This window comes from Mycobacterium asiaticum, from assembly GCF_001673365.1.
Classification (GTDB): Bacteria; Actinomycetota; Actinomycetes; order Mycobacteriales; family Mycobacteriaceae; genus Mycobacterium; species Mycobacterium asiaticum_A.
The window spans coordinates 19,269-41,520 of the sequence record NZ_LZLS01000043.1 but is presented as its reverse complement, the minus strand read 5'-3'; the positions used below and the strand labels follow the sequence as shown (position 1 = coordinate 41,520).

The window sequence follows — 22,252 nt, the reverse complement described above, 5'->3', positions numbered from 1 at the left end:
TCACATCGCGACGTGGCCGGCATCGACCGGGATCGACACCCCGGTCACATATCGAGACCCCGGTCCCACCAGCCATAACACGGCGTCCGTGACGTCTTGGGCTTCGACCAACGGCACGCCCGGTAGCAAAGTCTGACTGACGGCGCGGTTCGGCTTTTCCGTCATACGGTTAATCACGAAGTCGTTGATGATCATCGGCGTAGCGACCCCGCCGGGGTGGATGGAGTTGACCCGGATTTTGTGGGGTGCGTAGGCGTTCGCCGCCGAGCGCATCAGCCCCACCACACCGTGCTTGGACGCGGCATAGGCGAACATGGCGGCGCTGCCGTCTCCGCCGCGGCCGGTAAGGCCCTGCGACGAACTGACCAGCACCACCGAACCTCCGCGACCCTTGCGGATGATCGAGGGAACCGTGGCAAGCAGGGTGTGCCACACACCGTTGAGGTTGGTGTCGACGATCGCGTTGAACACCGGTTCCGAATGGGATTCGTCATCACCCATTGCCACCACGCCCGCATTGGCGATGACGATGTCGATATCGCCCAGCTCGTCGATGCCGGCCTGCACGCCCGTCTCCAACTGCGCTAGGTCGCGCACATCGGCGACGACGGGAACCACCCTGCGGCCGGCGGCTTCCACCAGCCGGACCGTCTTGTCCAGATCGGCCTCGGTACCCAGCGCATAGGGAATTCCGTTGATATCGGCGCAGATATCGACCGCGACGATGTCGGCACCGCGTTCGGCGAGCGCGACGGCGTGGCTGCGGCCCTGGCCGCGGGCCGCGCCAGTGATGACGGCGACGGTGTTGTCGAACTCACCCATGAGCCAACGACACGGTCGGGTTGCCGAGTCCACTGAGCGCCCAAGGTAACGTCACGACGATCAGACTAAACCCGAGGTGACTCGATATGACCAGCAGCGCAATTGAAATCACCAACCTGATCTACACCTACGCCCAACTCCTGGACGGCGGCGACCTGGACGGGGTGGCCGGGCTGTTCGAGCATGGCCGGATCTGCGGGGTCGAGGACGGTCCACCGGAGACGGTGTTCGCCGGATCCGCTCGGGTGCGCGAGATGTACGAGATGGCCACCCGCATCTACGACGACGGCACCCCGAAAACCAAACACAACACCACTAATGTGCAATTGCACATCGACGACGCTTCGGGGACCGCGCGCAGCACGTCCTATTACTGCGTCACCCAGGCCACCACCGACCTGCCGCTGCAGGTGATCGTGACGGGCCATTACAAAGACACCTTCCACCGACTGGACGGAGTCTGGTGGTTCGACAGCCGCACCATGTTCGTCGATCAGGTCGGCGACGTCAGCCACCACCTGAAGTTCTGACACCGCGTGGAAAGCCCCTTCGAACTTGCGGCCGTCCTGGCCGACGCGCAACGCAAAGAGTCGCTCACCGATTGGGGCCCGGGCGAATTCGAGAACGCGCTGGGGGTGTTGCTCGCCGACTATGCGCGGGCCGACCTGAACGCGATCGGCGTCCACATCCTGCGTTCGGGCCTCGTGCACAGCCTGCGGATGCGGCTGCGCACCCAGGAGTGGATCCGCCGTCACCCCGAGATCCTCGACGAGGTCATCGCGCCGCCGATCGTCGTCGTCGGCATGATGCGCAGCGGAACGACACTGCTGCAGCGACTGCTGGCCGCCGACCCGCGGTTCGTCTGCGCCTACGGCTGGGAAGTCGTCGAGGTCGCGCCGCGGCTTGACTACCCGTTCACCGGTGTGGACCCTCGCATTGCCGTCAGCGAGACCCGCGAGGCGAAATCCCGTGAGCTGGCACCGGAATTGTTCGCCATCCACCCGATGTATGCGCGCGAAGCCGAAGAGGAAATCGTCTTTCTGGCCGACGCGTTCCTGTCGCATGTCCCCGAATCCGGCGCGCACTTACCGCATTACCGATCCTGGCTCGACGAGCAGGATTTCACTCCGGCCTATGAGTACCTGCACCGGATGTTGCAGTTTCTGCAGTGGCAGAAGCGCCGGCGCGGCGTGCAGGGGCAGCGCTGGGTACTCAAATCACCTGCGCACCTGGGCTATCTGGATTTGTTGCGGGCCCGGTTCCCCGGCCTGCACATCGTGCACATGCACCGCGACCCGCGCACCACCATCGCCTCTGGCGCCAGCCTCAACGCCACGCTGCACGCCATGCACGCCGACACCGTCGACTTGGCGCGCGTGGGTGCGCAATGGTTGGGACGGATGGGCTGGACGAACGATAAGGCGATGACGATCCGCGACGGCTGGGCTGACGACGCCTTGCGCGTCACCGATATCGGTTTCGACGAGGCGGTGGCGGATCCGATTCGACAGGCGGCCCGAGTGTATGACGCCATCGGGCTGCCACTGACCGGTCAAGCCGAGGATGCGATGCGACGCTGGCTGGCCGAACGTCCCCGTGAAGTTGCCCGCCCGCCATACGGCTTGGACAACTACGGTCTGCTTCCCGAGCAGGTCGATGAACGATTCACCCTGTATAACAAGCGTTTTCGCCGCTACACCGAAGGAGTGACCCGTGGTTGAGAATCCGGTCTCGACGCCGTCCCAGCGTGAACAGGAACTGGCCGCGCTGGATCTGACCGAGCATCCCACCGTGCAGGCCGCCTACCGCAGCGTTGCGGAGACCTGGCTGGGCCGCGCCAAAGCGTCTGAGGCGATGCGGGAGCGCTTCGACGACGCGTTCGCCGAGGTGATGTTCTCGGCGGCGATGTGGTCCTCCAACCAGGACAAGCTGCGGCCGAAGGTCACCTGCATCACCCGGTTGGCCCATCCCGTGGACGGTCGCCGAATCCCCGGATCACGTTGGGGCATAGACAATCCCGACAGTGTGTATCGGGTGATTCCGATCTCGGGTGACGAACGCTACGAGATCCGCGGCCGCGTCGGCGCAAACCGGATGACCGAAAACTACTTCACGCTGTGGGACGCGCACATGGGCACCGTTGACGTACTCAACGGCCGCACCATGCAGGTCGACTCTGACGGCAGCTTCACCATCACCGTCGACGCCGACCCGGCCAACGGACGCCCCAACCACGTGCGGACCACCGCCGAGGCCCACGAATTCTACATCCGTGACGTGCTGTTGGACTGGGCCCGTGACGACCCGAATCACTTTGAGGTACAACGACTTGGCGGTCCGGCTGGGACGCCGGCCCGGACCCTTGACGAGCAGGCGGAGGCGACCGCGGCGATGATGGCGTATTTCGCGAACTTCACCGGCAAGCTCAGCCACGGCGCATACAAGATGCCGGCCAACCATTTCGATTTGGCATGGTCGGCGGACCAGGGTGGCGCGATGCGCAACCAGTTTTATGTGATGGGCCGTGTCGACCTCGCCTCCGACGAGGCGTTTGTGGTGGACGTCAATGATGGTGGCGCTGAATACTTCACGGTCCCACTGAGCAACATCTGGGGCACCACCCTGGACATCATCGATCGGACCGGCAGCCTCAACAAGGCGCAATCGGTGCCCAACGAGGACGGTACCTACACCTACGTCATCTCACCCGTTGATCCCGGCGTGGCGAACTGGATCGACTCCGACGGGCTCACCGAGGCAATTCTGACGTTGCGGATGGCCGAGTTCGGCGAGACCGGTCCCCGCGACGGTCTCGGTGCACACGGACGGGTGGTCAAGCTGGACCGACTCGACACCGAGGTGCCGCACGTGCCGCGGGTGAGCCAGCAACAGCGGGCGGCCGAGTTGGCCGACCGGCGAACGGCCTACCTACGCCGACTGCCGGAAGGGACCGTCTGAGATGGGACGCTGGTTTGTCACCGGCTGCTCGACCGGGTTCGGCCGCGAAATCGCCTCTGCTGCTTTGCAAGCCGGGCACAGTGTGGTGGTGACCGCGCGACGCGCCGAGACCGTGCAGGACATCGTCGACGAGTTCGGCGATCGCGCCGTGGCTGTCGCACTCGACGTAACGGACCGCGCGCAGATCTCGGCGGCACTCGCAGCGGCCGATGATGCCTTTGGCGGTATCGACGTGCTGGTCAACAACGCAGGCCACGGCTACTTGTCTGCGGTAGAAGAAGGTGAAGACGCCGAAGTTCGAAAGCTGTTCGATGTCAACTATTTCGGAGCTGTCGACATGATCAAGGCGGTGCTTCCGGCCATGCGTGCCCGCGGATCGGGCCACATCGTCAACATCTCGTCGATGACCGGGCTGGTGGCCAATCCGCCTAACGCCTACTACTCCTCGACGAAGTTCGCGCTCGAGGCCGTCACCGAAGCGCTTGCCACCGAAGTACGACCGCTGGGCATCAAGGTGACCGCGATCGAACCGGGCGCATTCCGTACCGATTGGGCGTCGCGGTCGATGAAGGAAACCGGTACGCCGATAGCCGACTATGCCGATGTCGCCGCGCGCAAGGACCTGATCAAGCAGTTCGCCGATCACTTGCCAGGTGACCCGCGCAAGGTCGCCGAGGCGGTGCTGATGGTGACCGAACTCGACGAGCCACCGTTGCGGTTGCTGCTGGGCCGGGACGTGTTGAAAGCGATGCGCGACAAGATCACCGCACTCACCGCGTCGATCGAGGAGTGGAAGGCCGTAACGAAAGACGTGAACTTCCCGGATTCTTCCTAGGTTTCGAGGAAAAGCGCGTGCCGGTCGAGCGGATCGCGTTCGATCCGGATTGAGTTGCCAGGGAAATCTGGGTCCGGATAACCGATCGCAAGCCCGCACAGAATGCGCATGTCCGCCGCAATGCCCAATTGCTCGCGCACGATATCGGGGTAGCCGGCAATGGATACCTGCACACAGGTACCCAGCCCGCGGGCGGTCAATGCCAGCAGCAGTGTCTGCACGAACATGCCGACGCCCATGCTGTCGACATGGTCGAGGTCTTGGTGCATGAACACGACCCCGCCCAGCGGAGCACGGAAGAACTCCCAGTTGCGTAGCACCGCCACGCGCCGGCCCTCGGCGTCGTCACGGCTGATGCCCATCGCGCCATAGACCTGGGCACCGAGGTCGCGTCGCAGGTGGGCGAAGGCCGGCGGTAGTTGCGGAACGATCGGCGGCCGGGCTTGCGCCTCGTCCAGCAACGCCGCCACCAACCTGTCCCGGGCCACCCCAGCGACGAAAACGACTTGCCAGGGCTGCACATTCGAGTTCGATGGCGCCCGCATCGCCAACTCCAGCGATTCCTCGACCAGCTGCCGAGGTACCGGTCGAGACAAGAACATGCGCGTTGATCGGCGCTGCCGGATGGTGTCCTCTAGGTCGTACATTCCTCAATGCTGACAGGCGCGGCTCAGTGCGGTACGACGATGACGGTTTTTCCGGGACGACGACCGCGGCTTTCAAATGCCTCCTTGCCCTGTGCGAGGGGGAAAGTCTGTGCGATCTCGACGTGTAGGGCCCCGGCGTCGACGAGCGCGGCGAATTCGACGAGCTGGTCCCGATTCGCGGTGACGATGAAAAAGGTTGCCGTGACTTCGTATTCCTCGGCTTTGCCCGGGGTAGGTGGTGCCACCAGCGCGATCAACCGTCCGCCGGAACGCAGCACGCCGAACGACCGGTCCGAAATTTCACCACCAACGGTGTCCAGGACCACGTCATAGGTCGCGCCCGATGCATCGAAGTCTGTTGAGCGCGTGTCGATCACATGGCGGGCACCAAAGCCACGGACGAGGTCGGCGACGTCACTGCGCACGGTGGCGGTGACCTCCGCACCCCGCTGGGCGGCGAGCTGGACTGCCAACGCCCCCACTCCGCCGGATCCCCCGTGCACCAGCACCCTCTCGCCGGCCCGGACCGCGGCATGGTCGACCAATGCCTGCAGTGCGGTGAGGCCGGCCAGCGGCAGCGCCGCCGCAACGACGTGCGACACGGTTGCCGGTTTCGCGGCCAGACCGGTAGCCGGGACGGTGACGAAATCGGCTGCCGCGCCGTCGCGATCGAAGTCGATCAATCCGTAGACTTCGTCACCGGAATGGAAATCGGTTACGTCCGAGGCGGTTTCAGCGACCACACCGGATACCTCGTGCGACACGATTGATGGTGTGCGACTCACACCGTCGCGCGTCCAGGTTTCCTCCCAGGTCAGCTCGTCGAACGTGATGGCGGCCGCTTTGACCGCCACCAACACCTCGCCTGGGCCCGGCACCGGTACCTGTGCCGATTCGACAACCAGCACTTCCGGACCACCGCGGTGCTGAGCGCGCAACGCCGTCATCTCGGTCAAGGCAACCGCCAATCGATCGGCTCGGCTCCCATTCCGGTCAACAGCTCGTTGGTGCGACTGAACGGCCGCGACCCGAAGAAACCACGCGACGCCGACAGCGGTGAGGGGTGCGGGGATTCGATTGCCACGCAGTCACCTTCGGCCAGCATCGGTTTGAGCGTCGACGCGTCACGGCCCCACAAAATCGCCACCATCGGCTGCCCGCGGGCCACCAAAGCGCGAATTGCGCACTCTGTCACCGCTTCCCAGCCTTTGCCGCGGTGCGATGCCGGATTGCTGGGCCGTACGGTGAGCACTCTGTTGAGCAGCATGACGCCGCGCTGCGACCACGGCGTCAGATCACCGCACGACGGCGTCGGATGCCCCAGGTCGGCGCTGTACTCGTCGAAGATGTTGGACAGGCTCCGAGGCAACGGCCGCACCTCGGGAGCTACCGAGAAGCTCAAGCCGACGGCATGCCCGGGGGTCGGGTACGGGTCCTGTCCCACGATGAGCACCCGAACCTCTTTGAACGGAAAGATGAAGGCCCGCAAGACGTTCGGCCCGGCTGGCAGGTAGCGTCGTCCGGCCGCGATTTCCGTGCGCAGGAATTGTCCCATCGCAGCCACCTGGTCGGCGACCGGCTCCAGCGCCGCAGCCCAACCCGGCTCGACCAGTTCGCTCAGTGGGCGCGCGGTCACGGCAGCCCCTGCACCAACAGCACGACGGTGTCGGCCCCGGCCTGTCGGTCCCTGGAGATCTCTTGATATTCCGGCGATTGCGCCCAGCCGCGGAAGCTGCCCTCGTCGGGAAACGACATCAACACCACCTTCTCCCGGTCCCAGTTTCCTTCGACAACCTCTGGCGCCTCATCGGCTGCCAGCAGCGTGCCGGGATGACGACGGAAAACATCCAGGAACGCGGCCTGGTACCGGTCATATGCCACCCGGTCGGTGAATTTGAGCTGGGCGATCGCGTAGACGGTCACGGCGCCACCCTAGCGCCCGAAATTCGGGTCGGATTCGGTCCCCCACTGTCACTTCCACTGCCGCGACCACACCCCCGCTATCGGCAGCCTGGGCAGTATAACTTTTGCCCGCCTCTGCGCGACAAACTGCAACGCCCGCTGTTGATTTCGCCCATTTGTCGCGCAGAGCCGGGCAAATGTCTACCCACCCAGGCTCGCTGGGCCGCGAACGACTCCCTATCCCGCGAACGACTCCCACCCCGCATACCCCGTCCAATCAAGACCATCAACCAGCACCCGCGCCGGTCCGTCCAGTACCCGTCCGATCACCCGCCAACCGACCGGCACCTGCCCTCCAAAACAGGCCACCAGAGCATGATCTTCGCCGCCACCGAGCACCCAGTCCCAGCCGTCGACGCCTACGGCGGCGGCGGCACCGGACACCGCGTCGAAGTCAGCGGACAGCGCCGCGGTGGACACGTCGATGCCCACCCCGGACGCTTCGGCGACATGCCTTAGATCCGAGATCAAGCCGTCGGAGACGTCGATCATCGCGAGGGCGCCGCCGGCGGCGGCCACGGCCCCCGCGCCGTAGGGTGGCTGCGGAACCAGATGCCGCCGACGCAGCTCCGCGAAACCCTCAATGTCGTTGCGCCACAATTCATATCCTGCCGCCGATCGACCGAGCTCACCGGCGACCGCCAGTACCGAGTCGGGCCTGGCGCCCGACCGCAGCACCGGCGCTAGGCCGTCGAGGTCGCCGAGCACTGTCACCGACACCACCCACTGCGGAGCGCTGACCAGGTCTCCGCCGGCGATGCCCGCACCGAGTCGCTCCGCTTCGTCCCACATGCCGTCGACCAGGGCGCTCGCCTCGGCTGTCGGCGTGGTCCCGGGCGCACCGAAGCCGACCACGAATGCGGTTGTCCGGGCGCCCATCGCCTCGATGTCGGCCGCGTTCTGCGCGATGGCCTTGCGGCCGACGTCATACGGCGTCGACCAGTCCAGCCGAAAGTGGCGATCCTGCACCAACATGTCGGTGGATACCACGGTGCGGCCGTCCCGGGTCGCCACCACTGCCCCGTCGTCACCGGGACCAAGGGAGACCGCGGCGGGCTGCCGCCGGTCTCGCACCAGGCGCGCTATCACCGCGAACTCACCGGACTGCTCCAGCGTCGGAGATTGGTTCGCTACGTCCTCGCCCACGCCACCTCCTCCCGCGGCCAGGAAGGCTCAGACGGTCGTCCGACCTGCGGTAAGTTGGGTCCCTGCCCGTTCGGGCGGATCGCGTCAGTCTAAACGTGAGGCCCTAAACGTGAGGCTAGTGTCCAGATGAGCGGCGACCCCGACCCCGGTGGACCGCCGCGCGCGGCGATGGTGGCCGCGCTGGCGCTGGCGGTAGGCACGATCGTGGGAATTCTGGTCTTCGCGGCCATCCGTCAGTCTCCACGGCACCCGGTCGCCGTTGCCGCGCTGCCCGCACCGCAAGCCGACAGCCCCGCCTGCCAGGCGTTGCTCACCGCGTTGCCGCAACGCCTGGGGGACTTCCAGCGCGCCGATATTGCCCAACCGGCGCCGCAGGGCGCCCGCGCCTGGCGCTCTGGAGCCGACACCGAACCGGTGGTGCTGCGCTGCGGGCTGAACCGGCCGGGCGAGTTCGTGGTGGGTTCACCGATCCAGGGCGTCGACCGGGTGCAGTGGTTCGAGGTCCCCGCGCAACCCGGCACGTCCACCTGGTACACCGTGGATCGTCCGGTGTACGTGGCATTGACGCTGCCCGCCGGATCGGGCCCCGCACCCATTCAAGAGATCTCCGGTGTCATCGACCGCACCATTGCTGCGGTTCCGATCGACCCGGCACCGGCCCGCTAACGCAGCCCAACTCCACGGGCAAGTGCCGTCTGGACCATGGTGGCCAGCAGAGTCGGATAGTCGACGCCGCTGGCCGCCCACATCCGCGGGTACATCGAAATCGTGGTGAACCCCGGCATCGTGTTGATCTCGTTGATCACCGGGCCCTCGTCGGTGAGGAAGAAGTCCACCCGAGCCAGGCCCTGGCAGTCAATGGCTGCAAACGCCCGAATTGCCAACTGCCGCACCACGTCAGCGATATCGTCGTCGACCTTGGCAGGCACGTCCAACTCCGCGGCGTCGTCGAGGTATTTGGTGGCGAAGTCGTAGAAAGAGTCCTCGCGTCCGCGCACCCCGGCCACCCGGATCTCCCCCAGCGTGCTGGCTTCGATTGTGCCGTCCGGCATTTCGAGCACACCGCATTCCAGCTCGCGGCCGCTGATCGCCGCCTCCACGATCACCTTCGGGTCGTGACGACGAGCCTCGGCAATCGCGGCACTCAGCTGATCCCAAGCCGTCACCCGGCTGACACCGATCGACGACCCGCCGCGCGCCGGTTTGACGAACACCGGCAAGCCCAACCGTTCGCGCTCTTCGGACTGCAGGGTGGGCTGCGAGGGGCGCAGCACCGCATAGTCACCGACCGGAAGCCCGTCGGCGACGAGCAACTTCTTGGTAAATTCCTTGTCCATGCCGGCGGCGCTGGCCAGTACCCCGGCACCGACGTACGGGACACCGGCAAGTTCGAGCAGTCCCTGGATGGTGCCGTCCTCGCCGTAGGGACCGTGCAGGACCGGGAAGACCACGTCGACCGTGCCCAGCACTTCGGCGGCACCGGGCTGCAGGGACACCAACTGTCCCCCGCGCTGCGGGTCGGCCGGCAACGCCAACTCGGTGCCCGAATCGGGGCTCACACCGGGAAGTTGACGGTTGGTGATCGCCAGCGCATCAGGGTCGCCGTCGGTAAGCACCCACGAACCTTGCGGCGTGATCCCGATCGCGACGACGTCGAAACGCTGGGGATCGAGGTTGCGCAAAATGCTGCCCGCCGACACGCACGAAATGGCGTGCTCGTTGCTCCGGCCACCGAAAACGACGGCGACGCGAACGCGAGTGCTGGCAGTCACAACCTAAAGAGGCTACCGGGTAGCCCCTGCCTACTCCGGCTTGGTGCTGCGACCGAGCAGCAGCGCGATTGCTTCGTTGACCGACAGACCCTTGTGGCAGACCCGGTGCACGGCGTCAGTGAGCGGCATTTCCACGTCGTAGCTGGCGGCCAGAGCCAGCACCGACTCGCACGATGTGACGCCCTCGACGACGTGACCGTCCCGTCCGTGCAGCGCGGAGTGCACGGTGTCGCCACGCCCCAAGCGCTCGCCCAGCGAGCGGTTGCGCGAGTACGGCGAGGTGCAGGTAGCCACCAGATCACCGACCCCAGCCAAACCCGCGAGCGTGGCTCCCTTGGCGCCCAACGCCAACCCGAGCCGCATGATCTCGGCCAGTCCGCGAGTGATGATCGCCGCAACGGTGTTCTCGCCCAGGCCGACTCCGACCGCCATCCCACAGGCCAGCGCAATGACGTTCTTACAAGCCCCACCGATCTCGGTGCCGACCACATCGGAATTGGTGTACGGGCGGAAGTAGCCGCTGTTCAAGAAGCGCTGCACGGCCACCGCCCGGCCCGAATCACTGCACGCGACAACGGTAGCGGCGGGTTGGCTCTGGGCGATCTCGCTGGCCAGGTTCGGACCCGAAATCACCGCGACCTGCGACATGTCGATTCCGGTCACCGACACGATCACTTGACTCATCCGCATCAGCGTGCCCAGCTCGATTCCCTTGGCCAGGCTGACCAAGGTCGCACCGTCGGCCCACATGCCGTCCCACTGCTCAAGATTGGCGCGCATCGTCTGGGCCGGCACACCGAGCAACACCGTCGTCGCGCCCGACAGCGCTTCTTCGGCGTCAGCGGTGGCGCGAATGCTCGCCGGCAGCGGCGTGCCAGGAAGATAGTCGGGGTTGTAGCGCGTGGAATTGATCTTGTTGGCGACCTCAGCTCGCCGTGCCCACAACGTCACCTCGCCACCGGCGTCGGCAAGAACCTTGGACAACACCGTGCCCCAAGCGCCCGCGCCCATCACCGCGACAGTTCCCGTGCCGGCCATCCACCCTCCCAACCCTGTGCTGCCAAGTCGCCTATGCGGCCGCTACACCCTAGTCCGAGCGACCGTCCCCCGTCACGACCCCGGGGGAAGCTCAGCAGAGCCGCGCAAAGCCACGCTGGCAGGATGGCCTGCATGGGCGGCGCACGCGGGGATGTCGGATTGATCATCGCCGTCAAGCGTTTGGCCGCCGCCAAGACCAGGCTGGCTCCGATTTTCTCGGCACCGACCCGCGAAAGCGTGGTGCTGGCCATGCTGGTGGACACATTGACGGCGGCCACCGCGGTGAATTCGGTGGGCTCGATCACCGTCATCACGCCCGACGACGCGGCCGCGGCCGCCGCCGCCGACCTCGGAGCCCGAGTGCTTGCCGACCCCACACCGGCCGACGACGCCGACCCGTTGAACAGTGCCATCGCAGCGGCCGAGCGAACAATGACGGACGAGGTCGCCAATATTGTTGTGTTGCAGGGTGATCTGCCCGCGCTCCAAACCCAGGAACTCGCCGAAGCGATCACCTCCGCCCGGCACTACCAGCGCAGTTTCGTCGCAGATCGGCTGGGCACCGGCACGGCCGCGCTGTGCGCGTTCGGAGCACCGCTTGACCCGCAGTTCGGACCGGATTCCTCGGCGCGGCACCGTCGTTCGGGCGCAATAGAACTCACCGGCGCCTGGCCGGGCCTGCGTTGCGATGTGGACACGCCCGCCGACCTGACGGCCGCCCGCGCGCTTGGCGTAGGTCCGGCAACCGCACGCGCGCTGGTCCGTCGCTGAGGCGCTAAGTCATAAGGATGTCCGGGACCGCTGGCAGCATAGGCCGGTGATAGGCCATGATCGCAGGGTGACCGATATAGAAGCCACCCCGGCGACGGATGCGCGTTCCGACGAGAACTCGTGGCATGCAGGCGACTCGGCTCCTTCGGCACCGCCGGCCGCCACACCCGCGGCGATCACCGACCCGTTGCCCGATGAGCGCTACCTCAACCGGGAACTGAGCTGGCTCGACTTCAACGCCCGCGTCTTGGCGCTAGCTGACGACAACTCCATGCCGCTGCTGGAGCGCGCCAAGTTTCTGGCGATCTTCGCCTCGAATCTCGATGAGTTCTACATGGTTCGGGTCGCCGGACTGAAACGCCGCGACGAAATGGGGCTGTCTGTCCGTTCGGCCGACGGCCTGACGCCGCGCGAACAACTGCGCCGCATCGGCGAACAAACTCAGCAGATCGCCATTCGCCATGCGCGGGTGTTCCTCGACTCGGTGCTTCCGGCGCTGGAAGAAGAAGGTCTCCACATCGTCACGTGGTCGGACCTGGACGACGCTGAGCGCGACCGGTTGTCGACTTATTTCAACGACCAGGTCTTCCCGGTCCTCACCCCGCTGGCGGTCGATCCCGCCCATCCCTTCCCGTTCGTCAGCGGGCTGAGCCTGAACCTGGCTGTCACGGTCAAACAACCCGAGGACGGCACGCAGCACTTTGCGCGGGTCAAGGTACCCGACAACGTTGACCGATTCGTCGAACTCGACGCGGAGCGCGAAGACGGGTCCACCGCGGGTAATGAGGATCGTGCAATCCTTCGCTTCCTGCCAATGGAAGAGTTGATCGCAGCGTTTCTGCCGGTGCTCTTCCCAGGCATGGAAATCGTGGAGCACCACGCGTTTCGGATTACTCGCAACGCCGATTTCGAGGTAGAAGAGGATCGCGACGAGGACTTGTTGCAGGCCCTGGAGCGGGAGTTGGCGCGGCGGCGGTTCGGTTCACCGGTCCGACTCGAGGTCGCCGACGATATGACCGAGAGCATGCTGGAACTGCTGCTGCGCGAACTCGACGTCCATCCCGGTGACCTCATCGAAGTTCCTGGGCTGCTGGACCTGTCGTCGCTGTGGCAGGTCTATCGCGTGGATCGGCCCGCGCTCAAAGACCGGGCGTTCGTGCCCGCCACTCATCCGGCCTTCGCCGACCGGGAGACGCCTAAGAGCATCTTCGCCACGCTTCGGGAAGGCGATGTGCTGGTGCACCACCCGTATGACTCGTTTTCTACCAGCGTGCAGCGCTTCATCGAACAAGCCGCCGCCGACCCGAATGTGCTGGCAATCAAACAGACGCTGTACCGCACCTCCGGTGATTCGCCGATCGTGCGCGCGTTGATCGACGCCGCCGAAGCCGGAAAACAGGTAGTGGCAATGGTTGAGATCAAGGCGCGCTTCGACGAGCAGGCCAACATTCGTTGGGCCCGAACCCTTGAGCAGGCGGGCGTGCACGTGGTGTACGGATTTGTGGGACTCAAGACACACTGCAAGACCTGCCTGGTGGTGCGTCGCGAAGGCCCCAACATCCGCCGGTACTGCCATGTGGGTACGGGCAACTACAACGGCAAGACGGCACGCCTGTACGAGGACGTCGGCCTGCTGACCGCCGACCCCAGCATCGGTGCCGACTTAACGGACCTGTTCAACACGTTGACCGGCTACTCACGAAAACTGACCTACCGCAACCTGTTAGTCGCTCCACACGGTATTCGCACCGGCATCATCGAGCGCGTCGAGCGCGAGGTCGAAGCGCACCGGCGGGGTAATGACGCGCGGATCCGACTGAAGATGAATGCACTCGTCGACGAACAGGTCATCGATGCGCTCTACCGTGCATCACAGGCCGGTGTGCGGGTGGAGGTGGTGGTGCGCGGCATCTGCGCATTGCGTCCGGGTGCCGAAGGCATCTCCGAAAACATCTTCGTCCGCTCGATTCTCGGTCGCTTCCTGGAGCACTCACGCATCCTGCATTTCAACGCCATCGACGAATTCTGGATCGGCAGCGCCGACATGATGCACCGCAATCTGGACCGAAGAGTCGAGGTCATGGCGCAGGTCAAGGACCCCCGGTTGACCGCCCAACTCGACGAATTGTTCGAGTCGGCGTTGGACCCGTCCACCAGATGCTGGGAACTCGGCTCCGACGGTCAATGGACCGCGTCGCCTCAGGAAGGTGAAAGCGTGCGCGATCACCAGGCTTCGCTCATGGAGCGGCACCGCAGCCCGTAACCTGCCCGAATTGACCTGCAGGAGTTGAGGTGTCGATCCCAAACTCGTCCAACCGTCGGCGCTCGGGAAGCCGGGTCGTGTACGCCGCCGGCGCCGTGTTGTGGCGACCGCGCACTGGTGCGGGAGCCAAAGCGGCGACCAAACCAGGAGCCAAGTCGCTTGAGATCGCCGTGATTCACCGGCCCCGCTACGACGACTGGTCGCTGCCCAAAGGCAAGCTCGACCCGGGCGAGACCGCACCGGTAGCCGCCGCACGCGAGGTGCTCGAAGAGACCGGCCACCACTGCCGGCTGGGCAGGCGACTCAACACGATCACCTATCCGATCGACCAAGGCGTCAAGCGAGTGCACTACTGGGCGGCGCGTAGCACCGGTGGAAGTTTCGCGCCCGGAAATGAAGTCGACGAACTCCTGTGGCTGCCAATCGCCGACGCCCTGAAGAAGCTCGAGTACGCGCCGGACCGAAAGGTCTTGCAGCGCTTCGCCAAACATCCGGCCGACACAGCAACGGTGCTCGTGGTGCGACACGGCACCGCGGGCAGCAAATCGCGCTATCACGGAGACGACACCAAGCGACCGTTGGACAAGAAGGGACGCGCGCAGGCCGAGGCACTGGTCGGCCAGCTATTGGCGTTCGGCGCCACCGACGTCTACGCGGCCGACCGAGTGCGGTGCCACCAGACGGTCGAACCGCTGGCTGCCGAATTGGGCGTGGCCGTCCACAACGAGCCGCACCTGACCGAGGAGGCGTACGCGAAGAACCCCAAGCGTGGGCGGCAACGCGCTCTACAAATCGCCCACCAAGCGGGCACACCGGTTATTTGTACGCAGGGCAAGGTGATTCCCGACCTGATCTCGTGGTGGTGCGAACGCGATGGCGTGCGACCCGACAAGTCACGCAACCTCAAAGGCAGCACCTGGGTGCTCTCGCTGTCCGGTGGCCGAGTGATAGCCGCCGACCATATCGGCGGCGCGTTGGCCGCGAACGTGCGCGCCTGACAAGCGAATACCCCCCGAAGGGCATCGCTGCCCGCCGGAGGGTATTTGCGTTGTAGGACTTACTTGCGACCGCGCCGGGTGGCTGCGGCCTTCTTGGCTGGAGCCTTCTTGGCCGGAGCCTTCGACGCTGCCTTGCGCGCCGGAGCCTTGGTCGCAGTCTTCTTGGCTGTGGTCTTGGTTGCGGCCTTCTTGGCCGGCGCCTTCGACGCCGCCTTCTTAGCCGGAGCCTTCGACGCCGCCTTCTTGGCAGTGGTCTTGGTTGCGGCCTTCTTGGCCGGCGCCTTCGACGCCGCCTTCTTAGCCGGAGCCTTCGATGCCGCCTTCTTGGCCGGAGCCTTCGACGCGGCCTTCTTGGCCGGCGACTTCCTGGCTGTCTTCTTGGCCGCACTCGCCACCACACCGCGCTTCACCGCGGGGCCTTCAGACGGGAGCTTTTGTGCGCCAGACACAACCGCCTTGAATTGGGCTCCCGGACGGAACGCCGGAACAGACGTGGGCTTCACTTTCACCGTCTCACCGGTGCGCGGGTTGCGGGCCACGCGAGCCGCGCGGCGACGCTGTTCGAAGACACCGAAACCAGTAATGGTGACGCTGTCGCCCTTGTGAACCGCACGCACAATTGTGTCGACGACATTCTCGACGGCGGCGGTCGCCTGCCGACGATCTGAGCCCAATTTCTGTGTGAGCACATCTATGAGCTCTGCTTTGTTCATCCAACCCTCCGAAGCCTGTGGTCCTCGTTTTGGAACCGACTAGTGCAATACGGTAAACCCTCACCTGGCAAATTGCCAAGAGCCACGCGCAATTTGGGGCCTCGTTTGCCTTCAGGACGGCGCCATTTTCGCAATCCGATTGCCTCCCTTGGCCGGTGGCGCGGACGCAAATTGACGCGAATTTCGCGAGGGAAATTCACGTCGCGCGATGCTTCAGGAGGTCGGCAGAGTGCGCGGTTTCCAACTCGGACGAGCCGCTTCGAAAGACTCGATTTCGTCGAGTTTCCGCAGCGTAAGGGCTATATCGTCGAGGCCTTCGAGCAATCTGTAGGCGGTGTGATCGTCAATCCTGAACGGCAACACCGCCGTTCCCGCGGTGATATTTCGATCTTGAAGATCCACAGTGATTTCCAGTCCCGGACTCTGCTCGATCAGCTTCCAAAGAAGTTCGACGCCATCTTGGTCGACTTCGGCCGCCAGCAGCCCTGCCTTGCCGGCGTTGCCGCGGAAAATGTCGCCGAAGCGAGACGAGATAACCACCCGGAATCCGTAGTCCATGAGCGCCCAGACCGCGTGCTCGCGCGAGGATCCGGTGCCGAAATCGGGGCCAGCAACCAAGACTGAGCCGCGGTCAAAGGGACTGAGATTGAGCACGAATGACGGATCTGAGCGCCAACTTGCGAACAAGCCGTCCTCGAAACCGGTCCGGGTGACCCGCTTCAGAAAGACCGCGGGAATGATCTGATCGGTGTCGACATTGGACCGCCGCAGCGGTACGCCGATACCTGTGTGAGTGTGAAAGGCCTCCATGGGTTCCCCTATTTCTCCGCGTAAATTCCAGTCCGTCAGTTCAAATCCGCCGGCGCGGAAAGCTTGCCGCGCACCGCGGTGGCCGCAGCAACGGCCGGCGATACCAAGTGGGTGCGGCCGCCCTTGCCCTGTCGCCCTTCGAAATTCCGGTTCGACGTCGCGGCGCAACGCTCTCCGGGCGCAAGCTGATCGGGGTTCATTCCCAGACACATTGAGCAACCGGCCTGCCGCCATTCGGCCCCGGCAGCGGTAAAAATCTCCCCCAGCCCTTCGGCTTCCGCTTCCGCACGAACCCGCATCGAACCCGGAACCACCAGCATGCGCACTCCCGGTGCCACTTTGCGACCGCGCAGTATGTCGGCCACCGCGCGCAGATCCTCGATTCGACCGTTGGTGCACGATCCGACGAACACAGCGTCAACCGCGATATCACGCATTGCCATGCCGGGCCGAAGGTCCATGTACGCCAATGCTTTCTCGGCAGCCTGACGGTCCGCGTCGTCGGTCATCAATTCCGGGTCGGGCACCGCGGCGGCCAGCGGCACACCTTGGCCGGGGTTGGTGCCCCACGTGACGAACGGGCTGAGCGAGGGCGCGTCGAGATACACCTCGGTGTCGAAAACGGCTCCGGGATCGGTACGCAACTCCTGCCAGTACGCAAGCGCGGCGTCCCAGTCGGCGCCCGTCGGCGCGTGCGGACGGCCGCGCAGGAACTCGAACGTGGTCTCGTCGGGAGCCACCATGCCGGCGCGGGCACCGGCTTCGATGCTCATATTGCAGATCGTCATCCGGGCTTCCATGGACAGCGATTCGATGGCGCTGCCGCGGTATTCGATGACGTGACCCTGTCCGCCGCCGGTGCCGATCTTGGCGATCACCGCGAGAATGATGTCCTTGGCTGTGACTCCGTCGGGCAGTTGGCCGTCGACGTTAACCGCCATCGTCTTGAAGGGGCGCAGCGGCAGCGTCTGCGTGGCCAGCACATGCTCGACCTCCGAGGTGCCGATACCCATTGCGATTGCGCCGAATGCGCCGTGCGTGGAGGTGTGACTGTCACCACAGACAATCGTCATGCCGGGTTGGGTCAGGCCCAGTTGCGGTCCGACGACGTGCACGATGCCCTGCTCGATATCACCCATCGGGTGAAGCCGCACACCGAATTCGGCGCAGTTGCGCCGCAATGTCTCTACCTGCGTGCGCGATATCGGGTCGGCGATCGGCTTGTCGATATCGATCGTCGGCACATTGTGGTCCTCGGTGGCGATCGTCAGATCGGTCCGGCGCACCGGCCGACCGGCGAGTCGCAAGCCGTCGAAAGCCTGCGGACTGGTGACCTCGTGCACGAGGTGCAGATCGATGTAGATCAAGTCAGGAGCGGTGCCCGCGCCGGAGACGACAACGTGGTCGTCCCATACCTTCTCGGCCAACGTGCGCGGGCGGGTCTGCGTAGCCATCTCTGGGCGCCTTCCTCGATTTGCTCGTTCGTGACTCGCCGATCACCCAGGCCTGTGATCTCATCATGCGAGACGCTAGTATCTTCCTGTGAGACAGCATAGCGGTATCGGCGTCCTCGACAAAGCCGTCGGCATATTGCAGGCGGTTGCTGAATCCCCCTGCGGGCTGGCCGAACTGTGCGAACGGACCGGACTGCCCCGAGCCACCGCCTACCGATTGGCGGCCGCGCTTGAAGTGCACCGCCTGGTGGGTCGCGACGAAGAGGGACGTTGGCGACTGGGGCCCGCACTCAACGAACTCGCCGCGCATGTCAACGACCCGCTGCTGGCCGCCAGCACAGCCGTACTACCGCAGTTGCGTGAGACGACCGGCGAAAGCGTCCAGCTGTACCGTCGCGACGGCACCGCTCGGGTCTGCATCGCCGCACTGGAACCGCCTGCGGGGCTTCGCGATACCGTTCCGGTAGGTGCGCGGCTGCCGATGACGGCGGGCTCGGGAGCCAAAGTGCTGCTTGCGCACAGCGATGCCGCCACCCAGCAAGCCGTGCTGCCGACGGCGATGTTCAGCGATCGGGTCCTTGCCGAAGTGCGCAAACGCGGTTGGGCGCAGAGCGTCGCCGAGCGCGAGCCGGGCGTGGCAAGCGTTTCGGCTCCGGTGCGAGATGGACGCGGTGTCGTGGTCGCGGCGATCTCGGTGTCGGGTCCCATCGACCGGATGGGCCGCAGACCCGGCGACCGGTGGGCCGCCGACCTGCTGGCCGCGGCTGACGCCCTGACGCGCCGGCTATGACCACCTGACACACTGACGCCATGGGAACCAATCAGCGCGCCAGCATCGTCATGTCCGAGGCCGAAATAGTCGAGTTCGTCAACAACAGCCGAACCGGCACGCTGGCCACCATCGGGCCCGACGGACAGCCGCACCTGACGGCGATGTGGTACGCGGTGGTGGACGGCGAGATCTGGCTGGAGACCAAAGCCAAGTCGCAGAAGGCCGTGAACCTCAAACGCGATCCGCGGGTCAGCTTCCTGCTTGAAGACGGCGACACCTACGACACCCTCCGCGGGGTGTCATTCGAAGGCGTCGCGGAGATCGTCGACGACCCGGACGCGTTGCACCGGGTCGGGGTCAGCGTGTGGGAGCGCTACACCGGTCCGTACAGCGACGAAGTCAAGCCGATGGTTGACCAGATGATGAACAAGCGGGTCGGTGTCCGCATCGTCAGCCGGCGGGCCCGATCGTGGGATCACCGCAAGCTCGGATTGCCGAACATGCCAGTGGGCGGCACCACCGCTCCCAAGTAGGCCGAGCAAACGCAAAGCACCCATTTCGTACCGAAATTGGGTGCTTTTGCGTCTGCGCGGCGGACCTTGTAGCCCCGATGGGATTCGAACCCACGCTACCGCCGTGAGAGGGCGGCGTCCTAGGCCGCTAGACGACGGGGCCAGACACGATCCGGAGTGCCAGCATAGCTCACCCCTGGAACCCCACATAATCACTCGGCATCGACTTGCCCGTGCGGGGTTTTGCTGGGGTACCAGGACTCGAACCTAGAATGGCTGAACCAGAATCAGCTGTGTTGCCAATTACACCATACCCCATTTGCTACCTAAAACCGCTGGTCAGAGCGCATCCAGCGGGGTTGGATACCCGCGTGGTGGCGTCGCTGAGCACAGTGGCCCTAGGCCTTTGAAGCCGCAGTGCAGACTACCAAAGTCTTGCGGCGCGCTTCGCACGCCTACGCCGAGCCGATCTGACCGCGCGCAGAGCGAAGCCGCGACAGGCTGCGATCACGGCCCAGGAGTTCCAACGACTCGAACAACGGCGGGCTGATCGTGGTGCCCGTGGCGGCTACCCGGATCGGGCCGAACGCCTTTCGCGGTTTGAGCTCGAGGCCTTCGATCAGCGCCGACTTCAGCGCTGCCTCGATCTGGTCGGTAGCCCAGGCCTGCATGCCGTCCAGTGCTGTGATGGCCGCGTCGAGCACCGGGCCGGCATCAGGTCCCAGCTCCTTGGCGGCGGCTTTGGGGTCCAGCACGTACTCGTCGTCGTTGAGGAACTTCAGCAGCCCCCATGCGTCGCCGAGCACGACGATGCGGGTCTGGACCAGCTCGGCGACGGTGGCGAAGTCCGCGTCGTCCAAACCGAGTGTCTTGCCGTGGGTGTCCAGGTAGTCGCGCAGTCGGTTGGTGAAGTCGTCGACGGCGAGTCTGCGGATGTGCTCAGCGTTGAGCGCGTCCGCCTTCTTCTGGTCGAACCGCGCCGGGTTGGAGTTGACGTCGACGACGTCGAACGCGGCGACCATCTCGTCGATGCTGAACAGATCGTGGTCGTCGGCGATCGACCAGCCAAGCAATGCAAGGTAATTCAGCAGCCCCTCCGGAATGAAGCCGCGGTTGCGGTGCAAGAACAGGTTCGACTGCGGGTCCCGCTTGGACAGCTTCTTGGTGCCCTCCCCCAATACCGGTGGGAGATGGCCGAATTCGGGTATCCGGTCGGCTATCCCGATCCGGATCAGCGCCTGATACAGGGCCAGCTGTCGAGGCGTTGACGGCAGCAAGTCTTCGCCGCGCAGCACGTGCGTGATGCGCATCAGCGCGTCGTCGCACGGGTTGACCAAGGTGTACAGCGGATTTCCGTTGGCGCGGGTCAACGCGAAGTCGGGCACCGTGCCCGCACCGAAAGTCATCGGTCCGCGCACCAGGTCGTCCCAGGTGAGGTCGTCGTCGGGCATCCGTAGCCGCACCACCGGCTTGCGGCCCTCGGTCAGGTATGCGCTGCGCTGCGCGTCGGTGAGCTGACGATCGAAGTTGTCATAGCCCAGCTTCGGATTTCGACCGGCGGCCACGTGACGGGCCTCGACCTCGTCCGGGGTGGAAAAGGCGTAGTAGGCCTCGCCGGCCTCAAGCAGCCGTGCCAACACATCGCGGTAGAGATCGCTGCGTTGCGACTGCCGGTACGGCGCGTACGGACCGCCCACCTCGGGTCCCTCATCCCAGTCCAGCCCAAGCCAGCGCAGGGCATCAAGCAACGCCAAATAGCTTTCCTCGCTGTCCCGCTCGGCGTCGGTGTCCTCGATGCGGAAGACGAAGGTGCCACCGGTATGCCGAGCGTAGGCCCAGTTGAACAACGCCGTACGGACCATGCCGACGTGTGGAATACCGGTGGGCGACGGGCAGAACCGAACCCGCACATGCTCTGGTGCAGTCACGACTTTCCTTTGCGGACTACGGGATTGGACAGGGTCCCGATTTGCTCGACGGTGATCGAGACGGTGTCGCCGTCCTCGATCGGTCCGACGCCGGCGGGGGTTCCGGTGAGAATGAGATCGCCTGGGAGCAAAGTCATTACCGCCGATATCCATTCGACGACAGCACCAACGTCGTGGATCATCAGCGAGGTCCGGGCGTCTTGCTTTACTTCGCCGTTGACTTCGGTGCGCAGTGCGAGATCAGCCGGGTCGATATCGGTGACGATCCAAGGTCCGATGGGACAGAAGGTGTCGTGCCCCTTGGCCCTGGTCCACTGGCCGTCGGATTTCTGCTGATCGCGGGCCGATACGTCGTTGCCGATGGTGTAACCGAGGATGTTGTCTGCGGCCTGCGCTGCTGTGACGTCCTTGCACGCGCGACCGATTACCACCGCCAGCTCGCCCTCGTAGTGGACGGGAGATGCGTTGACGGGCAGTCGAATCGGCACATTCGGTCCAACGATTGCGGTGTTGGGCTTCATGAAGATCACCGGGTCCGCCGGCGCTTGCCCACCCATCTCGGCAATGTGGTCGGTGTAGTTCTTGCCGATGCAGACGACCTTGCTGGCAAGTATCGGAGCCAACAGCCGGACATCCGCCAACGGCCAGGAGCGACCGGTGAAAGTCGGCGTGCCGAACGGATGTTCGGCGATTTCGCGGGCCGTCAGGCCGCTGGGGTCGTCCAGTTCGCCTTCGATGCTGACGAAGGCAACTCCGTCGGGGCTGGCGATTCGTCCAAGGCGCATTCGGATGAGCCTAGCGAGGGTCGCGAGACCGGCGCAGCCGGGCGCTGCGGGCCCTCGCCATCGGGC

Annotated in this window: 23 protein-coding genes and 2 tRNA genes; 10 read left to right on the top strand and 15 right to left on the bottom strand. The window is 65.1% G+C overall.

Annotated elements, in window-relative coordinates; translation table 11 throughout:
• Nucleotides 1–822 (bottom strand): mycofactocin-coupled SDR family oxidoreductase, encoded by an 822-nt coding sequence (locus A5634_RS04780; protein ID WP_065142935.1) that lies wholly within the window; start codon nt 820–822, stop codon nt 1–3.
• An 86-nt stretch (nt 823–908) separates the two neighbouring features.
• Between A5634_RS04780 and A5634_RS04775 the strand changes: the two genes are divergently transcribed.
• Genes A5634_RS04775 through A5634_RS04760 form a run of 4 tightly spaced genes read left to right on the top strand, consistent with a single transcriptional unit; the run spans nt 909 to nt 4,615 of the window.
• On the top strand, nt 909–1,352 hold the full coding sequence (locus A5634_RS04775; protein WP_065142934.1) for a nuclear transport factor 2 family protein: 444 nt from the start codon (nt 909–911) through the stop codon (nt 1,350–1,352).
• 6 nt (nt 1,353–1,358) lie between these two features.
• Entirely contained in the window at nt 1,359–2,543 is a 1,185-nt protein-coding gene (locus A5634_RS04770) for a sulfotransferase family protein (protein ID WP_065142933.1), read from the top strand.
• Nucleotides 2,536–3,780: a hypothetical protein gene (locus A5634_RS04765; RefSeq protein WP_065142932.1), complete on the top strand. Its 1,245-nt coding sequence runs from the start codon at nt 2,536–2,538 to the stop codon at nt 3,778–3,780. The genes A5634_RS04770 and A5634_RS04765 overlap by 8 nt, the downstream gene beginning before the upstream one ends.
• A gap of 1 nt (nt 3,781) precedes the next feature.
• Nucleotides 3,782–4,615 (top strand): oxidoreductase, encoded by an 834-nt coding sequence (locus A5634_RS04760; RefSeq protein WP_065142931.1) that lies wholly within the window; start codon nt 3,782–3,784, stop codon nt 4,613–4,615.
• Here A5634_RS04760 and A5634_RS04755 read toward each other — a convergent pair.
• From A5634_RS04755 to A5634_RS04735, 5 genes are all read right to left on the bottom strand, one after another.
• A complete protein-coding gene (locus tag A5634_RS04755) occupies nt 4,612–5,262 on the bottom strand; it encodes a nitroreductase (RefSeq protein ID WP_065142930.1) in 651 nt (216 codons plus the stop codon). The genes A5634_RS04760 and A5634_RS04755 overlap by 4 nt on opposite strands.
• Nucleotides 5,263–5,285: 23 nt before the next feature.
• Nucleotides 5,286–6,209 carry an NADP-dependent oxidoreductase gene (locus tag A5634_RS04750; RefSeq protein ID WP_065142929.1) on the bottom strand — a complete coding sequence of 308 codons (924 nt, stop codon included), beginning with the start codon at nt 6,207–6,209 and terminating at the stop codon, nt 5,286–5,288.
• Between the two features lie 5 nt (nt 6,210–6,214).
• A complete protein-coding gene (locus A5634_RS04745; protein WP_065142928.1) occupies nt 6,215–6,898 on the bottom strand; it encodes a uracil-DNA glycosylase in 684 nt (227 codons plus the stop codon).
• A complete protein-coding gene (locus A5634_RS04740; RefSeq protein WP_065142927.1) occupies nt 6,895–7,185 on the bottom strand; it encodes a DUF1330 domain-containing protein in 291 nt (96 codons plus the stop codon). Before A5634_RS04740 ends, A5634_RS04745 begins: the two co-directional genes overlap by 4 nt.
• A 216-nt stretch (nt 7,186–7,401) precedes the next feature.
• Nucleotides 7,402–8,370, bottom strand: coding sequence for a thiamine-phosphate kinase (locus A5634_RS04735; RefSeq protein WP_065142926.1), 969 nt, complete (start codon nt 8,368–8,370; stop codon nt 7,402–7,404).
• A 126-nt stretch (nt 8,371–8,496) separates the two neighbouring features.
• On the opposite strand from A5634_RS04735, the gene A5634_RS04730 reads away from it, so the two are divergent.
• A complete protein-coding gene (locus A5634_RS04730) occupies nt 8,497–9,036 on the top strand; it encodes a DUF3515 domain-containing protein (protein WP_065142925.1) in 540 nt (179 codons plus the stop codon).
• Here the strand turns inward: A5634_RS04730 and A5634_RS04725 are convergent.
• Together A5634_RS04725 and A5634_RS04720 are read right to left on the bottom strand one after the other, a co-directional pair.
• The gene (locus A5634_RS04725) at nt 9,033–10,142 is read right to left on the bottom strand and encodes a D-alanine--D-alanine ligase family protein (protein WP_065142924.1); all 1,110 of its coding nucleotides are present in this window, start codon (nt 10,140–10,142) and stop codon (nt 9,033–9,035) included. The two genes, A5634_RS04730 and A5634_RS04725, sit on opposite strands and share 4 nt — an antisense overlap.
• A 30-nt stretch (nt 10,143–10,172) precedes the next feature.
• A complete protein-coding gene (locus A5634_RS04720; protein ID WP_065142923.1) occupies nt 10,173–11,180 on the bottom strand; it encodes an NAD(P)H-dependent glycerol-3-phosphate dehydrogenase in 1,008 nt (335 codons plus the stop codon).
• Between the two features lie 132 nt (nt 11,181–11,312).
• Between A5634_RS04720 and cofC the strand changes: the two genes are divergently transcribed.
• The 3 genes from cofC to A5634_RS04705 are packed head-to-tail and all read left to right on the top strand — an operon-like array spanning nt 11,313 to nt 15,212.
• A complete protein-coding gene (cofC, locus tag A5634_RS04715; protein WP_065142922.1) occupies nt 11,313–11,951 on the top strand; it encodes a 2-phospho-L-lactate guanylyltransferase in 639 nt (212 codons plus the stop codon).
• 46 nt (nt 11,952–11,997) lie between these two features.
• The gene (locus A5634_RS04710; RefSeq protein WP_065142921.1) at nt 11,998–14,214 is read left to right on the top strand and encodes an RNA degradosome polyphosphate kinase; all 2,217 of its coding nucleotides are present in this window, start codon (nt 11,998–12,000) and stop codon (nt 14,212–14,214) included.
• Between the two features lie 29 nt (nt 14,215–14,243).
• A complete protein-coding gene (locus A5634_RS04705; RefSeq protein WP_065142920.1) occupies nt 14,244–15,212 on the top strand; it encodes an NUDIX hydrolase in 969 nt (322 codons plus the stop codon).
• Between the two features lie 59 nt (nt 15,213–15,271).
• On the opposite strand, the gene A5634_RS04700 is transcribed toward A5634_RS04705, so the two are convergent.
• The 3 genes from A5634_RS04700 to leuC form a co-directional block, all read right to left on the bottom strand.
• Nucleotides 15,272–15,925 carry an HU family DNA-binding protein gene (locus tag A5634_RS04700; protein WP_065142919.1) on the bottom strand — a complete coding sequence of 218 codons (654 nt, stop codon included), beginning with the start codon at nt 15,923–15,925 and terminating at the stop codon, nt 15,272–15,274.
• Between the two features lie 213 nt (nt 15,926–16,138).
• Nucleotides 16,139–16,735 carry a 3-isopropylmalate dehydratase small subunit gene (gene leuD / locus A5634_RS04695; protein ID WP_065142918.1) on the bottom strand — a complete coding sequence of 199 codons (597 nt, stop codon included), beginning with the start codon at nt 16,733–16,735 and terminating at the stop codon, nt 16,139–16,141.
• A gap of 35 nt (nt 16,736–16,770) precedes the next feature.
• A complete protein-coding gene (leuC, locus tag A5634_RS04690) occupies nt 16,771–18,189 on the bottom strand; it encodes a 3-isopropylmalate dehydratase large subunit (RefSeq protein WP_065142917.1) in 1,419 nt (472 codons plus the stop codon).
• A gap of 88 nt (nt 18,190–18,277) precedes the next feature.
• Between leuC and A5634_RS04685 the strand changes: the two genes are divergently transcribed.
• Together A5634_RS04685 and A5634_RS04680 are read left to right on the top strand one after the other, a co-directional pair.
• A complete protein-coding gene (locus tag A5634_RS04685; protein WP_065142916.1) occupies nt 18,278–18,979 on the top strand; it encodes an IclR family transcriptional regulator in 702 nt (233 codons plus the stop codon).
• A 20-nt stretch (nt 18,980–18,999) separates the two neighbouring features.
• Complete coding sequence (locus A5634_RS04680) at nt 19,000–19,494, top strand: PPOX class F420-dependent oxidoreductase (RefSeq protein ID WP_065142915.1); 495 nt, start codon at nt 19,000–19,002, stop codon at nt 19,492–19,494.
• Between the two features lie 69 nt (nt 19,495–19,563).
• Here A5634_RS04680 and A5634_RS04675 read toward each other — a convergent pair.
• From A5634_RS04675 to A5634_RS04660, 4 genes are all read right to left on the bottom strand, one after another.
• Nucleotides 19,564–19,636: transfer RNA gene (locus A5634_RS04675), tRNA-Glu, on the bottom strand.
• 83 nt (nt 19,637–19,719) lie between these two features.
• Nucleotides 19,720–19,791: transfer RNA gene (locus A5634_RS04670), tRNA-Gln, on the bottom strand.
• Nucleotides 19,792–19,928: 137 nt separating this feature from the next.
• Nucleotides 19,929–21,401 (bottom strand): glutamate--tRNA ligase, encoded by a 1,473-nt coding sequence (gene gltX / locus A5634_RS04665; protein ID WP_081290197.1) that lies wholly within the window; start codon nt 21,399–21,401, stop codon nt 19,929–19,931.
• Nucleotides 21,398–22,186: a fumarylacetoacetate hydrolase family protein gene (locus tag A5634_RS04660; protein ID WP_065142913.1), complete on the bottom strand. Its 789-nt coding sequence runs from the start codon at nt 22,184–22,186 to the stop codon at nt 21,398–21,400. Before A5634_RS04660 ends, gltX begins: the two co-directional genes overlap by 4 nt.
• Between the last annotated feature and the right edge of the window lie 66 nt (nt 22,187–22,252).